This is a genomic window from Exiguobacterium sp. 9-2 (assembly GCF_036287235.1).
Classification (GTDB): Bacteria; Bacillota; Bacilli; order Exiguobacteriales; family Exiguobacteriaceae; genus Exiguobacterium_A.
Genome location: NZ_CP142850.1, coordinates 2,759,101 through 2,777,959, shown reverse-complemented (window position 1 = coordinate 2,777,959; position 18,859 = coordinate 2,759,101). Strand labels below are relative to the sequence as shown.

General features: G+C 49.0%; 20 protein-coding genes and 3 riboswitches. Of the genes, 16 read left to right on the top strand and 4 right to left on the bottom strand.

Features of this window, described 5'->3' with window-relative positions:
* Positions 1-58: 58 nt before the first annotated feature.
* Positions 59-568 carry a DUF2529 family protein gene (locus tag VJ374_RS14460; protein ID WP_035395788.1) on the bottom strand — a complete coding sequence of 170 codons (510 nt, stop codon included), beginning with the start codon at positions 566-568 and terminating at the stop codon, positions 59-61.
* A gap of 94 nt (positions 569-662) precedes the next feature.
* On the opposite strand from VJ374_RS14460, the gene VJ374_RS14455 reads away from it, so the two are divergent.
* From VJ374_RS14455 to glpX, 5 genes are all read left to right on the top strand, one after another.
* Positions 663-1,037 (top strand): response regulator, encoded by a 375-nt coding sequence (locus VJ374_RS14455; protein WP_035410731.1) that lies wholly within the window; start codon positions 663-665, stop codon positions 1,035-1,037.
* Positions 1,038-1,169: 132 nt separating this feature from the next.
* Complete coding sequence (fba, locus tag VJ374_RS14450) at positions 1,170-2,024, top strand: class II fructose-1,6-bisphosphate aldolase (protein ID WP_035410728.1); 855 nt, start codon at positions 1,170-1,172, stop codon at positions 2,022-2,024.
* Positions 2,025-2,178: 154 nt separating this feature from the next.
* Positions 2,179-2,826, top strand: coding sequence for a fructose-6-phosphate aldolase (gene fsa / locus VJ374_RS14445; RefSeq protein WP_023469552.1), 648 nt, complete (start codon positions 2,179-2,181; stop codon positions 2,824-2,826).
* Between the two features lie 28 nt (positions 2,827-2,854).
* Positions 2,855-4,102 (top strand): UDP-N-acetylglucosamine 1-carboxyvinyltransferase, encoded by a 1,248-nt coding sequence (gene murA / locus VJ374_RS14440; protein ID WP_308102066.1) that lies wholly within the window; start codon positions 2,855-2,857, stop codon positions 4,100-4,102.
* A gap of 32 nt (positions 4,103-4,134) precedes the next feature.
* Positions 4,135-5,100, top strand: a complete 966-nt coding sequence (gene glpX, locus VJ374_RS14435) for a class II fructose-bisphosphatase (RefSeq protein ID WP_035410722.1) — start codon at positions 4,135-4,137, stop codon at positions 5,098-5,100.
* A 399-nt stretch (positions 5,101-5,499) separates the two neighbouring features.
* Here the strand turns inward: glpX and VJ374_RS14430 are convergent, their stop codons facing one another.
* Positions 5,500-6,177: a C40 family peptidase gene (locus tag VJ374_RS14430; protein WP_035410719.1), complete on the bottom strand. Its 678-nt coding sequence runs from the start codon at positions 6,175-6,177 to the stop codon at positions 5,500-5,502.
* Between the two features lie 355 nt (positions 6,178-6,532).
* On the opposite strand from VJ374_RS14430, the gene rho reads away from it, so the two are divergent.
* Both rho and VJ374_RS14420 read left to right on the top strand, forming a co-directional pair.
* Positions 6,533-7,906, top strand: a complete 1,374-nt coding sequence (gene rho, locus VJ374_RS14425; RefSeq protein ID WP_312192830.1) for a transcription termination factor Rho — start codon at positions 6,533-6,535, stop codon at positions 7,904-7,906.
* A gap of 91 nt (positions 7,907-7,997) precedes the next feature.
* Positions 7,998-8,243 carry a type B 50S ribosomal protein L31 gene (locus VJ374_RS14420; protein WP_023469546.1) on the top strand — a complete coding sequence of 82 codons (246 nt, stop codon included), beginning with the start codon at positions 7,998-8,000 and terminating at the stop codon, positions 8,241-8,243.
* Positions 8,244-8,278: 35 nt separating this feature from the next.
* On the opposite strand, the gene VJ374_RS14415 is transcribed toward VJ374_RS14420, so the two are convergent.
* Positions 8,279-8,929 (bottom strand): DedA family protein, encoded by a 651-nt coding sequence (locus VJ374_RS14415; RefSeq protein WP_052019115.1) that lies wholly within the window; start codon positions 8,927-8,929, stop codon positions 8,279-8,281.
* A 183-nt stretch (positions 8,930-9,112) separates the two neighbouring features.
* On the opposite strand from VJ374_RS14415, the gene VJ374_RS14410 reads away from it, so the two are divergent.
* Complete coding sequence (locus VJ374_RS14410; RefSeq protein ID WP_035410895.1) at positions 9,113-9,727, top strand: thymidine kinase; 615 nt, start codon at positions 9,113-9,115, stop codon at positions 9,725-9,727.
* 83 nt (positions 9,728-9,810) lie between these two features.
* Here the strand turns inward: VJ374_RS14410 and VJ374_RS14405 are convergent, their stop codons facing one another.
* The gene (locus tag VJ374_RS14405) at positions 9,811-10,569 is read right to left on the bottom strand and encodes an alpha/beta hydrolase (RefSeq protein WP_329469360.1); all 759 of its coding nucleotides are present in this window, start codon (positions 10,567-10,569) and stop codon (positions 9,811-9,813) included.
* A gap of 67 nt (positions 10,570-10,636) precedes the next feature.
* A riboswitch (SAM riboswitch) is annotated at positions 10,637-10,738 on the bottom strand.
* A gap of 249 nt (positions 10,739-10,987) precedes the next feature.
* Positions 10,988-11,091: riboswitch (SAM riboswitch) on the top strand.
* An 86-nt stretch (positions 11,092-11,177) separates the two neighbouring features.
* Here VJ374_RS14405 and VJ374_RS14400 point away from each other — a divergent pair.
* From VJ374_RS14400 to ribH, 8 genes are all read left to right on the top strand, one after another.
* Entirely contained in the window at positions 11,178-12,206 is a 1,029-nt protein-coding gene (locus VJ374_RS14400; RefSeq protein ID WP_035410710.1) for a methionine ABC transporter ATP-binding protein, read from the top strand.
* Entirely contained in the window at positions 12,196-12,846 is a 651-nt protein-coding gene (locus VJ374_RS14395; protein ID WP_023469541.1) for a methionine ABC transporter permease, read from the top strand. The genes VJ374_RS14400 and VJ374_RS14395 overlap by 11 nt, the downstream gene beginning before the upstream one ends.
* A 19-nt stretch (positions 12,847-12,865) precedes the next feature.
* Entirely contained in the window at positions 12,866-13,684 is an 819-nt protein-coding gene (locus tag VJ374_RS14390) for a MetQ/NlpA family ABC transporter substrate-binding protein (protein WP_035410708.1), read from the top strand.
* Positions 13,685-13,706: 22 nt separating this feature from the next.
* Complete coding sequence (locus VJ374_RS14385; RefSeq protein ID WP_313489972.1) at positions 13,707-14,912, top strand: M20 family metallopeptidase; 1,206 nt, start codon at positions 13,707-13,709, stop codon at positions 14,910-14,912.
* 183 nt (positions 14,913-15,095) lie between these two features.
* Positions 15,096-15,240, top strand: a riboswitch (FMN riboswitch).
* Between the two features lie 158 nt (positions 15,241-15,398).
* Complete coding sequence (gene ribD / locus VJ374_RS14380) at positions 15,399-16,439, top strand: bifunctional diaminohydroxyphosphoribosylaminopyrimidine deaminase/5-amino-6-(5-phosphoribosylamino)uracil reductase RibD (RefSeq protein ID WP_035410701.1); 1,041 nt, start codon at positions 15,399-15,401, stop codon at positions 16,437-16,439.
* Positions 16,424-17,050, top strand: a complete 627-nt coding sequence (gene ribE / locus VJ374_RS14375; protein WP_029342770.1) for a riboflavin synthase — start codon at positions 16,424-16,426, stop codon at positions 17,048-17,050. Before ribD ends, ribE begins: the two co-directional genes overlap by 16 nt.
* Positions 17,050-18,240, top strand: coding sequence for a GTP cyclohydrolase II (ribA, locus tag VJ374_RS14370; RefSeq protein WP_329469355.1), 1,191 nt, complete (start codon positions 17,050-17,052; stop codon positions 18,238-18,240). The genes ribE and ribA overlap by 1 nt, the downstream gene beginning before the upstream one ends.
* Positions 18,237-18,695, top strand: a complete 459-nt coding sequence (gene ribH / locus VJ374_RS14365; RefSeq protein WP_035395821.1) for a 6,7-dimethyl-8-ribityllumazine synthase — start codon at positions 18,237-18,239, stop codon at positions 18,693-18,695. The genes ribA and ribH overlap by 4 nt, the downstream gene beginning before the upstream one ends.
* The last annotated feature ends 164 nt before the right edge of the window (positions 18,696-18,859 follow it).

Genomic DNA, 18,859 nt, shown 5'->3' with positions numbered 1-18,859 from the left:
TTTACCGCGTCTTTTTTGATTAATTATATTCAGAACTACATATTATAGAAGAAAAGTGTTAATCCCACTCTTCCGTCATCTCTTGTAGTTGCGTCAAGATATGTGTCAAGAGGAACGCGCAAAGGGCAAGACTCGGCAGTCCGTGACGTGAACCGTCCTCTGCCGGAAGCAATCCTTTATTAAACTTCAATGCGAGCGGTGCAATCGAACGCTCGAGCGTTTCTGTCACGTCACTGAGTGTGACGATCGCATAAGGCGTATGCCATGCGTCATAGCGGGCAAGAGAAGCGAGAAGGTCGGAGCGTTCCGTATCTGGCGTAAAGATTAAGACGCGATCGACAGCGTGCAGTGTCTTTCGATCCTTGATTTTCGTAACCCGTTTCATCTGATCCGGACCTTCTGAGAGCATTGGATAGAGTCCTTCACATTCACCGTAAGCGTCGACGTAGACCGTGCCTTCTCCGACGAGCGCCTGTGCGAGCAGACGGACGACATCGAATAGTTCGTCTTCCTGTTTTGCGAGCGTTTGCAATTTTCCGTTGAATTGTGTAGCTAAGATTTTCATCATTTTTCTTCATCCTTTCTGTATTTCTCTCAAGGACAGTATAAAGCAAGTTTTGCTTTAGTGTAGAATGGAAATAACTAGAGGGGGAGTGGCAGAGATGAAAGGCAGATTGTTGATCGTCGAGGATGAGCCGGGAATCCGGAACTTACTTGCACAATTGTTCCGGACAGAAGGGTATGAAACGGACGTCGCCGTCGATGGAGAGGAAGCGATCGTCTATTTACAAGAAGCGGCATATGATTTGCTGTTGATGGATGTCAACATGCCGGGGCGGACCGGGATTGAGGTTTTACGTCATCAGGACCGGATCGGACGACGTGTCCGGACGATTTTAATGACGGCACTCGGTGAAAAAGAAGCGATGGAAGAAGCGAAACGATTAGGGGTCGTCGCCTTCTTCGGGAAGCCATTTGACATCTTCGAATTAAAAAAAGAAGTGACTGTGCAAATTTCTCACGATGTAAGCGGTTAATCCTTCACGTCGCCGTCACAAACCAAAAAACCAAGCGAAATGCTGTACGTTCCGATGAATCAGTATGTTATAATCAGTCTGAAATTGCACGAGTTCGTGTAAGCAGCGATCAAAACAGAGGAGGATGTCATTATGCCATTAGTATCTATGACAGACATGTTAAACAAAGCTCTCGAAGGTAAGTATGCAGTAGGTCAATTCAACATCAACAACCTCGAGTGGACACAAGCGATTCTCGGTGCGGCTCAAGAAGAGCAGTCACCAGTTATCCTTGGAGTATCTGAAGGTGCAGCACGCCACATGGGCGGATTCTACACTGTCGTGAAAATGGTTGAAGGTCTCGTACACGACATGAAAGTAACAGTTCCAGTCGCAATCCACCTCGACCACGGTTCGAGCGTTGAAAAATGTAAAGAAGCGATCGACGCTGGATTTACATCTGTCATGATCGATGATTCGCACAGCCCGATCGACACAAACATCGAAACAACTAAAGCAGTCGTTGAATACGCTCACGCTAAAGGCGTTTCAGTTGAAGCGGAAGTTGGTACAGTTGGTGGACAAGAAGACGACGTCATCGGTGATGTCATGTACGCGAAACTTGACGAGTGTGTACGCATCGTTAAAGAAACTGGAATCGACACGCTTGCTCCTGCACTCGGTTCTGTTCACGGACCATACAAAGGTGAACCAAACCTCGGATTCAAAGAGATGGAAGAAATCCGTGACGCTACAAACCTCCCACTCGTTCTTCACGGTGGAACTGGAATTCCGACACACGATATCGAAAAAGCGATCTCACTCGGAACTTCAAAAATCAACGTTAACACAGAGAACCAAATCTCATTCGCGAAAGTCGTTCGTGAAGTGTTGGCTGAGAAACCAGAAGCATATGACCCACGCGTATTCATCGCACCAGGTCGTGAAGCAATCAAACAAACTGTCATCGGTAAGATGCGTGAGTTCGGTTCAAGCAACAAAGCTTAATCGACTCCTCTTTAAAGTGCGGTAGACTTCGGTCTACCGTGCTTTTTTCATATCATATGAACGTGTATTCGATGGAAAACAGTAGGACTTCTCGTGAAAAAAACCTATAATAGAGTCGTAAGCGATTTCAAGGGATGAAAGGGGAACGAGAAAGATGAGATTTTTCATTGACACAGCAAACGTAGAGGACATCAAGAAAGCACATAAAATGGGGATTTTAGATGGTGTCACGACGAATCCATCGCTCGTCGCTAAGGAGGGCGTCGATTTCCATACAAGACTTCGTGAAATCTGTGAAATCGTCGGAGATGTCTCTGTCAGCGCTGAAGTCATCGCGCTTGATGCAGAAGGAATGATTCGCGAAGGGAAGGAACTTGCCCAGATCGCACCGAACATTACGGTTAAGGTTCCAATGACTCCGGCCGGACTCGAAGCGGTCGCAGCACTTTCAAAAGAGAAGATCACGACGAACGTCACATTGATCTTCAATCCGAACCAAGCATTACTCGCAGCCCGTGCTGGTGCGACATACGTATCACCATTCCTCGGTCGTCTAGATGACATCGGTCAAGATGGAATGGGCCTCGTCGAGACGATTGCTCAAATTTTCGTCGTACATGATATTCCGACACAAATCATTGCGGCATCGGTCCGGAACCCGGTTCACGTGACGAACGCTGCTCTTGCGGGCGCAGACATCGCGACGATTCCATTCTCGGTCATCGAGTCACTCACACACCACCCACTCACGACGCAAGGAATTGAAAAGTTCCTCGCGGACTGGGAAAAAACGCAGCAATAATCGTAGCGAAGAGAAAGGTTGATGGAACGTGGACATTTTGCATATCGTAGGGCAACAACGCCTAGAAGGAACCGTATCAATCAGTGGTTCGAAGCAAAGCGCCATTCCGTGTCTTGCTGCAGCTCTACTGACGGATCAGACGGTCATTCTAGAAGGCGTGCCGGAAATTGGCGACGTCGCGACAATGATCGAGATTTTAGAGACGCTCGGCACGGTCGTGACACGTCAAGGCGATATGGTGACGATTGATCCAAGTCGGGTTGAATCGATGCCGTTAACTGGTGCGGAGACGCGCAAGTTACGCGGATCGATCTACCTTATGAGCGTTCTGGCGGCCAGATTCAAACAAGGAGTCGTCGGTCTGCCTGGGGGTTATGCCATCGGACCACGACCGATTGATTTACACATCAAAGCACTGGAGCGTCTCGGTGTTTCCGTACGTAACGAGCAGGGCGTCCATTACATGCGCGTTGACCGTCTCGTCGGAAACCGAATCTATCTCGATCTTCCGTCATTCGGAGCGACGATCAGTGCTTTACTCGTCGCTGTCTTCGCTGAAGGAACGACTGTCATCGAAAACGCTGCCTATGATCCAGAAGTCATCGACGTCAGTACGATGCTGACGAACATGGGGGCAAGTGTCAAAGGGGCAGGAACGGATGAGATTCGAATCAAAGGTGTCTCACGCCTGAGTGGTTGCCGGCATACCTTGATTCCAGACCGGATGGAAGCAGGAACGTTTTTGACGATGGGCGCGGCACTTGGGCGCGTCACCGTCGATAACGTCATTCCGCTCCATCTCGAGAGCGTTATCCAAAAACTCGAGCGGTATGGTGCGTTGATCGAAGTGACAGATGATTCCGTCACGGCGACATTCCAGGAGGCGAAGCCGGTCGATATTCGTGTCTTCCACTACGGTGGATTCCCAAGCGATCTACAACCTGTCATCTCGGCAGCGTTGTTGCAAGCGAAAGGAGCGAGTATCGTTGTCGATAAGTTGTACCCGCAACGTTTCCGACATGTACAGGAGTTGCGGCGCTTAAACGCCCGAATCACGCATGAAGACGCTTCGATCATCATTCGTGGTGGCGAATCCTTACTCGGTACGGAAATCGAGGCACCAGATCCACGCGGTGGCGCAGCACTTGTCTTGGCGGGACTTCTCGCTTCAGGGGAGACGACATTGCACCACGCAGAAGTGCTTGACCAGAGTTACGAACGATTTGATCAGAAGTTGAAGGAACTAGGCGCCCTCGTATGGCGTGAAACGATTTGACCGATTTGTAACAAGGGAGAGGGGACATACACATGGAGAGAAGTCTATCAATGGAACTTGTACGCGTCACGGAGGCGGCAGCACTTGCCTCTGCACGCTGGATGGGAAAAGGATTGAAGAATGAAGCGGATGATGCGGCAACAAGCGCGATGCGTGATGTCTTCGATACGATTCCGATGAAAGGAACCGTCGTCATCGGGGAAGGCGAGATGGATGAAGCACCGATGCTTTACATTGGAGAAAAGCTAGGAAATGGGTATGGACCACGACTTGACGTCGCTGTCGATCCGCTCGAAGGAACGAATATCGTCGCAAAAGGAACATGGGGCGCACTTGCTGTCCTCGCTGTTGCGGATGCGGGAGATTTACTCCATGCACCGGACATGTACATGGATAAGATTGCAGTTGGTCCAGAAGCAGCAGGACACATCAGTCTGGATGCGACGATTGAAGAAAACATCGCAGCCGTTGCAAAGGCGAAGAACAAGGAAATCGAAGACGTCGTCGTCTCGATCCTTGATCGCGAACGTCATGAAGAAATCATTCAACGGATTCGGGCAACAGGGGCACGGATTCGCTTGATTGGTGACGGTGACGTTGCTGGTGCGATCAATACGGCGTTCCCGCATACAGGGATTGATATCTTGCTCGGTTCAGGTGGCGCACCGGAAGGCGTTCTTGCTGCCGTTGCCTTGAAGTGTCTCGGTGGAGAGCTCCAAGGGCGCTTGTTACCAGCAGACGATGCCGAGATCGAACGTTGTAAGAAGATGGGCATCGAAGATCCATCGAAGATTCTCATGATGGACGATCTCGTCGCAGGAGACGACTGTATCTTTGCTGCGACAGGGGTCACGGACAGTGAGTTGATGAAAGGTGTCCAGTTCACGGCACAAGGCGGTCAGACACACTCTGTCGTCATGCGTGCGAAATCCGGAACGGTTCGCTTTGTTGAAGGCATTCACTCGTTTAAGAAAAAACCGAAGCTTGTCATTAAGTAAAAGAGACGGACTCATACGTGAGGACTTGATCGATAAAAAAGAGTTGGTGTTTCGGATAATTTCCGAAACACCAACTCTTTTTGCTATGTTTCTAGGAATCAAGACGTTCATCCTCAATTCCTAGAGGAAAAGGAAATGTGCTAACGTTTTCCGCTTCGTTAAATCGTATGGGAAGATTGCAGTACCTCCAAATCGCTCGACATGAAATTTCGTTTTGAAGAGCATTGCCTCACGTTTGACGAGCAAGATGTGATCTCCTGATCGTGCAGATAAGCGAATTCACGACCAAGACCTCTTGAAGCACCTGTGATGAAGACATGCATCCTATTTCCTTCTTATGAATTGAATGAGATGAAAAAAAGCGATCGAGCCAATGCTCAACCGCTTTGAGATGATGAATTAAAGGTAAGATCCTGCGCCGACAAGGCGTGAACCCCAGTACCCTGATTTGAAGCTTGAGTATTTAACGCCACCTGTTTCTGAGTTAACCATGCTTGACTTACTTGTTGCGATCCCGACGTGTTGAATGCCGCTACCGTGTGAGAAGAAGACAAGATCTCCTGGTTGTACGCTTGAAACACTGACTTTTTTAGAAGAAGAATATTGTGAAGAAGACGTACGTGGCAATGTTTTACCAGCCGCTTTCTTGTAAACGTAGCTTGTGAAACCAGAGCAGTCGAATCCACGAGTCGTTGTTCCGCCCCATACGTATGGTGTACCTTTATGTTTTGCTGCTTCGTTCAGGATTTTCGTCCGTTTAGAAGATGTGCTTGTTGATTTTTTAGCGCTTGAAGATGATTTGTATGTCTTTGTGTATTGTGAGAAGACATAACGTGTTTTACCGCCGTATGAGATTTTTGTCCAGCTGCCTGATTTGCCTTTGTATGTAAAGACTTGACCAGCGTTGACTTTCCCGACGATGCTTGCTTTCGTAGAAGGAGCTGTCCGAACACGAAGACCGTTGTCCGTGATCTTGACTTTCGTGACTGTTGCTGCTTCAACTTTACCTGTACCCACTGATGTAAAACCTGAAACCACTAAGGCTGCTGTCGCGATCGATGCTAGAAAACGTTTCATGTTAAGAATTCCTCCGTTTTAATGTAGTGTGTTGCGTCCGTAAGTTATATGATGAAATCATTAAGTGTGTGATTAAGCAGTGAACCTTACAACTGTGTAAGAATTTCGTCTGCAGGAATATCTTAGCATGTGCGCCCTTAAAAACGTTTTTTCAGTTAGAAGACAAAATAGATGCTTTTGTAACATAACTGAAATAATATCCTTGAATATTACAAAGTAAGAAACGCAAAGGATTGTTGACGACGAATTTAAAAAAATATGATACCTTTAGTTCACGAAAGAAATTACATACCTCCTGATGTATGTATGGAAGTATGCTGAATGCAGTTGAATTTATAAAGAATAGGTGAAAAACATGCCAACAACTGATAAAAAAGATAAACCTGAACGTTCCTATACTTTGGCTCAATTGAGCCAGCTGACATTAAAAGAATTATATGAAATCGCAAAGACGAAGAATGTCCCGCAATATCGGGAAGCCCGTAAGCGTGAGTTGATGTTCAAGATTCTAAAAGCACAGGCGGAATCAACAGGTCTTTATTTCCTCGAAGGGGTACTTGAAGTCATCCCTGGTAATCCACAAATGCAAAACGATGGTGGCTTCGGCTTCCTTCGCCCTATCAATTATTCCCAATCCTCTGAAGATATCTATATCGCCGCTTCTCAAATCCGACGCTTCAATCTACGTAATGGTGATGTCGTCACAGGTAAAGTACGCCCACCGAAGGAAAACGAACGTTTCCAAGGGTTACTTAGTGTGGAAGCCGTCAACGGCGAAGCACCGGATACAGCGCGTAACCGTTTGTTCTTCCCGGCGCTGACACCGATCTATCCGGATCGTTTAATGCGTCTTGAGACAGAGCCACGTCATTTATCGGTTCGTGTCATGGATATGATTGCACCAGTTGGGTTTGGACAACGCGGTTTGATCGTCGCACCACCAAAAGCAGGGAAGACGTCACTCCTCAAAGAAATCGCGAACTCGATTCAAGAGAATCATTCGGATGTCGAGCTGATCATTCTATTGATCGATGAGCGACCAGAGGAAGTAACTGACATCGAGCGTTCAGTTCCGGGAGCAGACGTCGTCAGTTCAACGTTCGACGAAACACCGGACAACCATGTGCGGATTTCTGAACTTGTCCTTGAACGGGCGATGCGACTTGTCGAACATAAAAAAGATGTCGTCATCTTGATGGATTCGATCACGCGTTTGACTCGTGCGTATAACTTAACAGTGCCGCAAAGCGGACGGACGCTTTCAGGGGGGATTGACCCAGCAGCGTTCCACAAACCAAAACGGTTCTTTGGTGCGGCGCGAAACATCGAACATGGTGGCAGTTTGACGATTCTTGCGACGGCACTCGTCGAGACGGGATCCCGCATGGATGACGTCATCTATGAGGAATTCAAAGGAACAGGAAACATGGAGCTACATCTCGATCGTAAGCTGTCGGAACGCCGAATCTTCCCGGCAATCGACATTCGCAAATCAGGTACGCGGAAGGAAGAACTCTTGCTTCCGAAAGAGCAACTCGATGCGCTCTGGACGATTCGTCGGACGATGAACGAGTCGAACGAGTTCGTCGATACGTTCCTGCGTAAGATTCGCGACACGAAAAATAATGAAGAATTTTTTGCTGAACTTGAGAAAGAAAAGAAGAAGACGGTCCGACGTGCACCTGCTAAACCGCGTACCGTCAAGAAGGAAGCAACGACGGAAAAATAACTATTGCGACGCGTAAAAAAATCGTTTAGTATAGGAAGGTAACTTACTCTGGCTCAGCAAATGGACCAGGGCGGAAGGAGAGAAATCAACCATGAAACAAGGAATTCACCCTAACTACAATAAAGTAGTATTTATGGATTCAACGACTGAGTACAAATTCTTAAGCGGTTCTACTCGTTCTTCGAACGAAACGATCACTTGGGAAGATGGTAACGAGTACCCACTCATCCGTGTGGATGTGTCTTCAGACTCGCACCCATTCTACACAGGTCGTCAAAAGTTCAACGCGGCAGATGGTCGTGTCGATCGCTTCAACAAAAAATACGGCCGCAAGTAATTACTTGCCGGTTCTTAAAAAACAGCCTGCCTCCATTACGGAAGCAGGCTGTTTTTGTATAGGCTGAATTGCGAACGGTACGTAAGGTACGTCTTTAAGACGAACGAGAAAGCAATCCCACCGACGATCCCGATCAAGTACGGCATAGCATCTGGATGTGCCAAGATGTAGTCGACGACTTTATGGAACGAGATATGACGACCAACAAAGTAGCCGGCGCCCAAGAACACACTGACCCAAATCAAAGCACCTGTATACGCGTAACTCGCAAAAATGCGAAACGGCATTTTTGAAACACCTGCAAAAAAGGCAGAGAGTTGGCGAAGACCAGGTATGTAGTAACCGATGATCAAGACCGATTTGCCGTAACGACGAAATCCGGCTTCAGCGGAGAGAATGTGTTTTTCTGAGATGCGCATCTTTGGTCCGACGCGATGTAACAGGGGCATGCCGAGTTTTAAGCCCAGCACGTAGCTAATCGTCATTCCAATGCAACTGCCAGCGTAAGCGGCAAGAATCGTACCGAACAGCGGTAGATTGCCTTGATGCATCCAAAAACCGGACAGGACGAGCAAGGTCTCATCAGGAACCGGCAATCCCACGATACCACCTGCGAGAAGGACGGAAAGACCAAGGGCGCCATATTGGTGCAGAATGTCATGTAAGAGATGATGAATCGGGGACACCTTCTTTCGCGAGAATCTTCTTCTTTAGTGTACAGGAAATGGATGAAGGTTGGAATGAAAGGACAAAAATTCTAGGTAAAGAAAAAATGAATTTTGATTTCCGGAAGTCAACCCTTTTTCTCAATACCGTTTCGAGCTATACTCGTTAAAGTGACTATTTTTAGAGGACGGTGTCGGACGATGATGCATGTAATAAATCAGTACGGCTGGATCGAAGTAATTTGTGGCAGTATGTTTTCCGGGAAATCGGAAGAGTTGATTCGTCGTGTCAGACGGGCACAGTACGGCAAACTGCCCGTTCAAGTATTCAAGCCGGCAATCGATGACCGGTACCATGAAGAGCATGTCGTCTCTCACATCGGAAATTCCGTCGTGGCGATTCCAATGGCGACGAGTCGTGATCTCTATGCAGCAGTAGCGGAAGAAACACAAATTGTCGGAATTGATGAAGTTCAATTCTTTGATGATGAGATCGTTCAAGTCATCGAAGCACTTGCGCAAGACGGAAAACGCGTCATTTGTGCAGGACTCGATCAGGATTTCCGGGCAGAGCCATTTGGCAAGATGCCGGAATTACTGGCGCGCGCAGAATTTGTGACGAAACTTCAGGCGATCTGTCTCTCATGTGGCGATCCGGCTTCCCGTACACAACGTTTGATTGATGGAAAACCAGCGAACTATGATGATCCGATCATTTTAGTCGGCGCTTCAGAATCGTATGAGCCACGGTGTCGCCACTGCCATGAAGTGCCAGGAAAGCCGAAGCCGCTCCAAACGATGCAACACCAAAAAGGATAAACAAAAAAGACGAACCGATGATGGTCGTCCTTTGATGTAACAGCTGTTCGCTTCTAAGTGAAGACGAATAGCTGTTTTTTTTATTATCCCGTTTCCTGTGAGAAACGGCTCGAGCGTTCGATGAAACGAATCGTCTCACGCACGATCAAATCCTGATCATGATCGAGGGTCGCGACGTGGTACGAGTTGAGGAGACAGTAGCTTCGTTTATCATTCGTCCCGATATGCTGATGCAGGTAATCCGAGCTCGACGGCGGAACGACGTGATCGGTCGCCGAGTAAAGAATCAATGTCGGTAGAAGGATCGATCCAAGGCGTCCTTTCGTCTCGTCCATCAAGCGGACGAGTTCGAATGCACAACGACTCGGAACGAGGTCATAGATGATTTCGAAAGCAGACCGTTTGATATCCGGTGCCCCTTCTGGTAAGTACTGTGGACCACCTTCAAACGACAGTGCTTCATAAGACGGAACGGAGAGAGCGGCATTGATCGTAATGATGCCTGAAAATGGAATCCCGTCAGCGGCGAGCGATAGTGCGAGCGTCGCGCCCATCGATTGACCGATGACGAAGACTTGATCGCATGTTTCTTGTAAACGTGCATAGCCGTCTTGCAGGCTCTGCTTCCAACATCGAGCAGTCGATTGTTCGAACTCACGGACGTTCGTCCCGTGACCACGCAAACGTGGAGCATAGACAGTGAATCCTTTAGCAGCAAATGCCTCACCGACGTCCCGAACACTTTGCGGGGTCGCATTAAAACCATGACAGATTAAAATGCCGATCGGTCCACCTTGAAGATAAAATGCTTCAGCACCAGTCAATACAGGATAGTTCATCATTACTATTTTTCCTCCATTCGTGAAAAAAACTCGTCAACGTCACTGCTTGGACGCCCACGAGTTTTTCACCGTATCATCCAAAGCCGCGCTTTGCTGGTCGGAGCACCTTACAGATTGCAGGTTGCCGTGAAGTCATAGAGCCAGGTCTCTCGTTCACTCTTGATAAATATCATATTGGAATTGTCGGATTAATCATTGAAACGATGGTAGCACGACCGAAAATGCCTTGTCAAATCGTTCTGGACGAATCGTGATTTATTCTTTCAGCTAACTCATAACTTATGACTCAATCGATATGCGCCAAATGGATTATTTTTGCAAAGTTGGTTGACTTTTAAAGGTTCGACCCGTAATGTAAAAATTAGTTTTACGACATAAGCAACAACGCAACAACACACATACGAATTTCATACCGCAATACTTATCCAGAGAGGTGGAGGGACTGGCCCTACGAAACCTCGGCAACAGACTCATTATGAGCACTGTGCCAATTCCATCAGACAGATGTCTGAGAGATGAGTGGAGTGGATTCTGCCATTGTGCGGATCCAGGTCTCTTCTTGTTTCTCAAGAAGGGACCTTTTTTGTTGAATGAAGGGGGAAAACGGAATGATTGCATTTCATCAAGTCAAAAAAACGTACGTCACGAAGGATCAGACGATCGCAGCACTCGACGGTGTCGACCTGACGATCGAGAAAGGCGAAATCTTCGGTGTCATCGGCTTTAGCGGTGCCGGGAAAAGTTCATTGCTCCGCTGCGTCAACCTGTTAGAACGACCGACGTCAGGAACAGTGACGGTCGACGGAGAAGATTTAACACAACTATCACCAAAAAAATTACGCCAAGCGAAACAGCGGATCGGGATGATCTTTCAACACTTCAATCTATTGAATGCAAACACGGTCTTTACGAACGTTGCGAAACCACTCGTTCTCGCAGGTGTCAAGAAAGACGAGATTCGTCGCCGGGTGACGGAATTACTCGAATTCGTCGATCTTGCGGACAAGGCGGATCATTACCCGGATCAATTATCCGGCGGACAAAAGCAACGTGTCGGCATCGCCCGGGCACTAGCGACGCAACCATCCGTGCTCTTATGTGACGAAGCGACGTCAGCACTCGATCCTCAGACGACACATCATATTCTCCAGTTATTAAAACGCATCAATGCGGAATACGGGATCACCATTCTCTTGATCACCCATGAGATGGGTGTCATCCGGGAGATTTGTGACCGGGTCGCCGTCATCGAAGCTGGGAAGCTGATCGAGTCAGGAACAGTCTTTGATGTCTTTTCAAATCCGCAGACCGAGACAGCGAAAAACTTCGTCCGCTCCGTCATGCATGATGAAATTCCGGCATCAATTCGTCAGTTGATCGAGTCACGGAATGCGCATCCGATCTATAAGATTCATTTTCTCGGACACCACACCGGACAACCACTCTTGTCGCAAGTCGCAAAACGCTTCGACGTCGATGTCAACATCCTGCACGGTAGCATCACGGAGTTACAGGAAACACCGTTCGGTACATTACTTGTTGAACTGATCGGTGAAACGATCGAAGTAAAACGGGCCTTACAGTACATCGATCAGGCACAGGTGACCGTCGAGGAGGTGCTTGCTGATGCTAGTTAACTACAGTGATATCTGGACAGCATTTTTGCAGACGATGACGATGGTGTCAGTGTCGTTATTATTTTCGACTTTGATCGGTTTACCACTCGGCATCCTGCTCGTCGTCACCCGGAAAGGGGCATTGCTCGAAAACGTCCCGCTGTTCACATTCTTCAACAGTATCGTCAATATCTTCCGTTCAATTCCGTTCATCATCTTACTTGTTGCGATCATCCCGTTGACACGGTTGATCGTCCAGACGTCGATCGGAACCGAAGCCGCAATCGTCCCGCTCGTCTTTTACGCCGCACCGTACATGGCGCGTCTGATCGAGAGCTCGTTACTTGAAGTCGATAAAGGCGTCCTTGAGGCAGCAGAAGCGATGGGGGCGACACCGTTTCAAACGATTTTCCGCTTCCTTCTGCCGGAAGCACTCGGTTCACTAATCCTTAATTTAACGATTGCAACAGTCGGCTTGATCGGGGCGTCGGCGATGGCAGGCGCCATCGGTGGTGGCGGTTTGGGTGACTTAGCAATTACGTACGGTTATCAACGGTTCGACACGAAAGTCATGATCATCACGGTCGGGATTCTCGTTATCTTAGTCCAAGGCTTACAGACGACAGGCAACATCGTCGCACGAAAAATCAGAAGACATTAATCAAGGGAGCGATTCAGCCATGAAAAAAGCAGTAGCGATTGGGGCAACATTAACGACGATTTTATTTGCCGGGTGCTCAGCATCAGGAGAAGAAGAAAAGACGATCAAGCTCGGGGTCAGTGGTTCAGACACTCAAGTGTGGGATTACGTCGCGAAAAAAGCGGAAAAGGAGGGCATCAAAATCGAGCTCGTCAAGTTCTCCGATTATGTCCAGCCGAACATGGCACTGGCTGAGGGTGAGATCGACGCCAATGCCTTCCAGACGATTTCCTACTTCAACGCCTTCAAGAAGGAACATAAGTTGAAGCTGTCGCCGATTGCGACGACCGTCATTGCACCGATGGGCATTTACTCAGATAAATATAAGGACGTCAAAGATATTCCAGTCGGTGGCAAAATCGCTGTTCCGAACGAAGCGACGAACATGGGACGTGCCTTCTTGTTACTACAAGAAGCAGGTTTGATCAAATTACCGGACGACTTCGACGGCAATGGATCGGTCGATAAGATCGTTGAAAATCCGAAGAAACTGAAAATCGTTCCGATCGTCGCTGGACAAACGCCACGCGTCTTACCGGACGTCGCTGCATCGATCATCAATAACGGTATTGCTGTTGACGCAGGACTAAATCCGATCAAGGACTCGATCGTCCATGAGAACGAGACAGCAAAACCATACATCAACATCATCGCGACACGGACGGAAGACAAGAACAAAAAAGAACTGAAAAAGATCGCGTCGCTTTACCAACAAAAAGATGTCGCGGCTTTCATCAAAAAAGAATATAAAGGTAGCTCGATCCCGACGTTCGTTCCACTAAGCGACATCGGCGAATAAATTCTAAAGGAGAGTGGATAGCATGACGACACCAGTACGCACGACATGGGTAGAGACGATTGAACAGGACATCGAACAAAAACGGGAATCGTATCTTGAGACGAGCCACCGGATTCATGCGACGCCGGAAATCGGTAACGAGGAATTCTTTGCTTCGCGACTACATGCAGAGCGTTTGACGGCAGAAGGCTTTACAGTAGAACTCGGCGTCGCAGGGCACGAGACCGCATTCTTCGCGAAGAAGTCAAGCGACCGACCTGGCGCGACAATTGCCTTTCTCGCTGAGTACGATGCGTTGCCGGGTATCGGACACGCATGCGGTCATAATATCATCGGAACGACGAGTGTCGCAGCGGCGATTGCGGTCAGCAAAGTGCTTGATGAAGTCGGTGGGAGTGTCGTCGTGCTTGGAACGCCAGCCGAAGAAGGTGGGCCGAACGGAAGTGCGAAAGGCAGTTTCGTCAAACACCAGTTGCTTGAAGGAATCGATGCGGCCTTGATGGTCCACCCGTCCGGACAAACGCGGATCACGGGGTCCTCGCTTGCGGTCGATCCGCTCGATTTTGCCTTTACGGGTCGTCCCGCGCACGCAGCGGCGACACCTGAAGAAGGTATCAACGCTCTCGACGCTGTCATTCAGCTCTTCAATGGGATCAACGCCTTACGTCAGCAGTTACCGGATGATGTCCGGATCCACGGGATCATCACGCATGGTGGCGATGCGCCGAATATCATTCCGGAATACGCAAAAGCACGTTTCTTCATTCGGGCGACGACACGGGAACGGCTGAATGCCGTCACGGAGAAAGTCAAAGCGGTCGCGCAAGGTGCGGCACTTGCGACCGGGGCGACGCTTGACGTCATCGCTTTCCAAAATGAAGTCGACAATCTCGTCTTCAACCGGACGTTTGATCGTCTCTTCCAAGAAGAAGCAGAGGCGCTTGGGCAAATCGTGCACCTCGACGAACGACCGGGTCTTGGATCGACGGACGCGGGTAACATCAGTCAAGTCATCCCGACAATCCATCCGTATATCAAGATTGGTCCGGACGATCTCGTCGCCCATACAGAAGCATTCAAAGAAGCCGCCCGTTCGGAAGCGGGGGATGAAGCGTTGATCGCAGGCGCTAAAATCCTCGCACGGACAGCACTTCGCGTCCTCGCTGATGAACGGACACGCGGAGCGATTGCCCAAGAATTCCACGATCGGAAGAACGGGTATTTGTAACCGGAACACAATGACTGGACGCACTGATATCAGGTGCTCCAGTCATTTTTAGTATCCAGTAGATCACGAATTGGGGAGGGGTAACAGAAGTGGAACGAAATCATAAAAGAGCCAATACCGAAACATTTGCGCTTTGTTTTCTTGAAAAAGATATGCTAGGCTAAAGTTGTATAACTCAATAATCCAGTTCTTCGGGGTAGGGTGAAAATCCCAACCGGCGGTGATGCGATCGATCGATCGACGAGCCCGCGACCCGTGATGTACGCATCATGGCTGACTTGGTGAGATTCCAGGGCCGACGGTAAAGTCCGGATGGGAGAAGAACGAAACGACGCGATTCAAGCTGTTTTCTGAAAAAATGTTTTCAGAAGATGGTCTCTTTCTGCATGCGAAAAAGCAGAAGGCGAACCGTGTATTTCGTGAACCCTTCTATACAGACGCCCCTTTTTCAAGGGGCGTCTTTTTTATTTGAAAGGAGCGAACGCGATGTCACAGATGATGAGTTATGCCATGCAATTAGCACATATGTTAAACGGACAAACAAGTCCGAATCCAAGTGTCGGTTGTGTCATCGTCAAACAAGGACGCATCATCGGTTTTGGTGCGCACCGGTTTGCCGGTGGTCCGCACGCGGAAGTCGAAGCCTTGCGAATGGCAGGAGAGGCCGCCCGTGGTGCTGATCTCTACGTGACGCTTGAGCCATGCAACCATCATGGTAAGACACCACCATGTACGGAAGCGATTCTACAAGCCGGGATCAAACGGGTTTTCGTCGCAACGGAAGACAAACATGCGATTGTCGCTGGTTCAGGGATCAAACGGCTTCAAGACGCGGGAATCGAAGTCGAAGTCGGCTTGTTACGGCATGAAGCGGAAGTCCTCTACGAGACATTTTGGAAAACGATCGAACGGAAACGTCCGACCGTGACCGTCAAAATCGCTCAGACGATGAACGGGATCGCGGCAACGGGGGAACAGCGCTGGATCACGTCAGAAGAAGCACGCGCGAATGGTCGCGCCCTGCGTGGTCGCCATGATGCGATCCTCGTCGGAAGTGAAACGGTGCTCGTCGATGATCCAGCACTGACTTTACGCGCAGTGTCAGGCATCGAGCCGATTCGAGTAATCGTCGATCGCCGTGGTCGGGTGCCAGAGACCGCGCAAGTCTTTTGCGATGGAAAAAATCCAACGTACTGGCTGACGAGTGTTCCTCGGATAAGTCATGATCAAGTGACGGTGCTCGTCGGTGAATATGAGACGCCGGAAGCGATTCTTAAACGCTTATACGAACAAGACATCCGCAGCGTTTTGATTGAAGGTGGACCAACGATTCAAGCCACATTCTTTGAAGCAGATCTCGTCGACCAGATTGAAGTCTACCAAGCCCCGTCGATTTTTGAAGGGACTGCCTGGAACGGACGACATGATATCGAAGAACGTTTTCAAATCGATCAGATTGAAACGGTCGGACCGGATCTCCATCTGACGTACATCCGAAAGGAGGAGACGATATGTTCACCGGATTGATTGAGGAAGTCGGGACCTTAAAACGAAAGATTCCGCGACCGAATGGATTAGCACTTGAAATTGAAGCGCACCGGGTGCTCGAAGGAACGAAGATTGGTGACAGCATCGCCGTCGACGGGATTTGTTTGACGGTCACGTCAATGAGCCCAACCGGTTTTACGGCGGATGCTGTCCATGATACGATCCGTTCTACAGCCCTCGGCACGTACCGCGTCGGAAGCCCATTGCAACTCGAACGGGCGATGCCGGCAGACGGTCGTTTCGGCGGTCATTTCGTCAGTGGACATATCGACGGAACAGCGCGGCTGATCAGTCGGCGACCGGATGGAGAAGCGATGGTGTATACGTTTGATGTCGGATCGTGGCAAAAGTATTGTATTCCGAAAGGCTCGATTGCAATCAACGGCACGAGCCTGACGTTGCAACGCGTCACGCCGGAAACGATCTCGATTTCATTGATTCCGCACTCACGTCAAGTGACGACGTTTGATCGATTGGCAAGCGGCGCAGTCGTCAATATCGAGTGTGACATGATGGCGAAACATCTCTATCATTTCACGCAGCATGAGAAGCAGACGGACTGGGCAGCATTCTTAGGAGGCGACATGTAATGAACGGATTCGACTTGATTGAAGACGCGATAGAAGATTTGAAGAACGGACGACCGATCATCGTCTGTGATGACGAGGATCGTGAGAATGAGGGCGATCTCGTCATGCTCGCGGAACACGCGACACCGGAAAACATCAATTTCATGATCACATACGGAAAAGGACTCGTCTGTGTACCAGTCAGTCCGCGGATCGCACAGCGACTCGAACTTGCTCCGATGACAGCGAATAATACAGATCCGCACGGGACAGCATTTACGCTCAGCATCGATCATGAAGAGGCAAAGACCGGCATCAGTGCTGAGGAACGGTCGCTAACGATTCAGCGGATGCTGACGGATGGACCGGAACGTTTCAAACGACCTGGTCACATCTTCCCATTGATCGCCAAAGAGGGCGGTGTCCGGGAGCGACGTGGACATACGGAAGCGGGTGTCGATCTTGCCCGTCTTGCCGGTAGCGATGAGATCGCCGTCATCTGTGAAATCATTAAGGAAGACGGCACGATGGCACGGGTCGATGATCTACTTCTCTATAAGGAAGAACATGATTTAAAACTGATTACGATCGAAGAAATCGTCGCGTATCTTGAGCGACCGTTGAAGCGGGAGGCGGAAGTGTTGCTTCCGACGACGTTCGGAGCCTTTCGGATGATTGGCTATACGACACAAGATAAGAAAGAACATGTCGCTGTCTTATCCGGTGAAGCGCACGACGGGATGCTCGTCCGTCTGCACTCGGAATGTCTGACAGGGGATGTCTTCGGTTCGAAACGTTGCGATTGTGGTCCACAACTCGATGCGGCACTTGAGCGAATCGAACGAGAAGGTGGAGCCGTCTTGTATCTACGTCAGGAAGGACGCGGCATCGGTCTGATGGCGAAGTTGAAAGCGTACGAGTTGCAGGAACAAGGACTCGATACAGTCGAAGCGAACCATGCACTCGGTTATCCGACAGACATGCGTGATTATACGGTCGCGGCCAACATGTTGCGTGATCTTGGCGTGACGAAGATTCGCTTGATGACGAACAATCCAGACAAACAACGGGTGCTCGAGCAAGAGGGGATTGAAGTCATCGAACGTGTTCCCCATCAAGTACCCGTTGAACCGGAAAATCAGCGTTATCTGAAAACAAAACAAACGAAACTCGGGCACTGGCTCGATATCCAAGGAGGACACACATCATGATTTACGAAGGTTTCTTAACGGGAGAAGGACTACGCGTCGCAATCGTCGCAGCACGTTTTAATGAATTGATCACATCAAAACTCGTCGGAGGAGCAAACGACGCGTTCCGTCGTCACGGTGTTGCGGCGGATGCTGTAGATACAGCATGGGTTCCTGGAGCATTTGAAATTCCACTCGTTGCGGAAAAGTTAGCGAAAAGCGGTAAGTATGATGCGGTCATCACACTGGGTGCCGTCATCCGCGGAGCAACATCACACTATGACTATGTCTGTAACGAAGTCGCGAAAGGTGTCGCGAGTGCGTCGCGTGATACAGGCGTACCCATCATCTTCGGTGTCCTGACGACGGATTCGATCGAGCAAGCGGTCGAACGTGCCGGTACGAAAGCTGGAAATAAAGGCTACGAAGCTGCCGTTTCCGCGATTGAGATGGCGAATCTTTTACGCACGATCTAACGAAATAAGGATAGGGTGACGGAAGTTTCCGTCATCCTATTTTTTTTGTGGACATTTTGCAGGTGATAAATCAAATTTCAAAAAAAGAATAGTAGATTTGAAATATGAGGATTTGTTTTGAAGAAGAACGGTAATGAGGTAATAAAGAAACTTTGAAACATTTT

Excerpts from the sequence above, each read along its gene's own strand:
- VJ374_RS14385 (WP_313489972.1), top strand. The coding sequence starts at position 13,707 with ATGACGACACCAGTACGCACGACATGGGTAGAGACGATTGAACAGGAC.
- ribE (WP_029342770.1), top strand. The coding sequence starts at position 16,424 with ATGTTCACCGGATTGATTGAGGAAGTCGGGACCTTAAAACGAAAGATT.
- ribA (WP_329469355.1), top strand. The coding sequence starts at position 17,050 with ATGAACGGATTCGACTTGATTGAAGACGCGATAGAAGATTTGAAGAAC.
- VJ374_RS14460 (WP_035395788.1), bottom strand. The coding sequence starts at position 568 with ATGATGAAAATCTTAGCTACACAATTCAACGGAAAATTGCAAACGCTC.
- glpX (WP_035410722.1), top strand. The coding sequence starts at position 4,135 with ATGGAGAGAAGTCTATCAATGGAACTTGTACGCGTCACGGAGGCGGCA.
- VJ374_RS14420 (WP_023469546.1), top strand. The coding sequence starts at position 7,998 with ATGAAACAAGGAATTCACCCTAACTACAATAAAGTAGTATTTATGGAT.
- rho (WP_312192830.1), top strand. The coding sequence starts at position 6,533 with ATGCCAACAACTGATAAAAAAGATAAACCTGAACGTTCCTATACTTTG.
- fsa (WP_023469552.1), top strand. The coding sequence starts at position 2,179 with ATGAGATTTTTCATTGACACAGCAAACGTAGAGGACATCAAGAAAGCA.
- VJ374_RS14405 (WP_329469360.1), bottom strand. The coding sequence starts at position 10,569 with ATGATGAACTATCCTGTATTGACTGGTGCTGAAGCATTTTATCTTCAA.
- ribH (WP_035395821.1), top strand. The coding sequence starts at position 18,237 with ATGATTTACGAAGGTTTCTTAACGGGAGAAGGACTACGCGTCGCAATC.
- ribD (WP_035410701.1), top strand. The coding sequence starts at position 15,399 with ATGTCACAGATGATGAGTTATGCCATGCAATTAGCACATATGTTAAAC.
- VJ374_RS14410 (WP_035410895.1), top strand. The coding sequence starts at position 9,113 with ATGCATGTAATAAATCAGTACGGCTGGATCGAAGTAATTTGTGGCAGT.
- VJ374_RS14430 (WP_035410719.1), bottom strand. The coding sequence starts at position 6,177 with ATGAAACGTTTTCTAGCATCGATCGCGACAGCAGCCTTAGTGGTTTCA.
- VJ374_RS14395 (WP_023469541.1), top strand. The coding sequence starts at position 12,196 with ATGCTAGTTAACTACAGTGATATCTGGACAGCATTTTTGCAGACGATG.
- fba (WP_035410728.1), top strand. The coding sequence starts at position 1,170 with ATGCCATTAGTATCTATGACAGACATGTTAAACAAAGCTCTCGAAGGT.
- VJ374_RS14400 (WP_035410710.1), top strand. The coding sequence starts at position 11,178 with ATGATTGCATTTCATCAAGTCAAAAAAACGTACGTCACGAAGGATCAG.
- VJ374_RS14455 (WP_035410731.1), top strand. The coding sequence starts at position 663 with ATGAAAGGCAGATTGTTGATCGTCGAGGATGAGCCGGGAATCCGGAAC.
- VJ374_RS14390 (WP_035410708.1), top strand. The coding sequence starts at position 12,866 with ATGAAAAAAGCAGTAGCGATTGGGGCAACATTAACGACGATTTTATTT.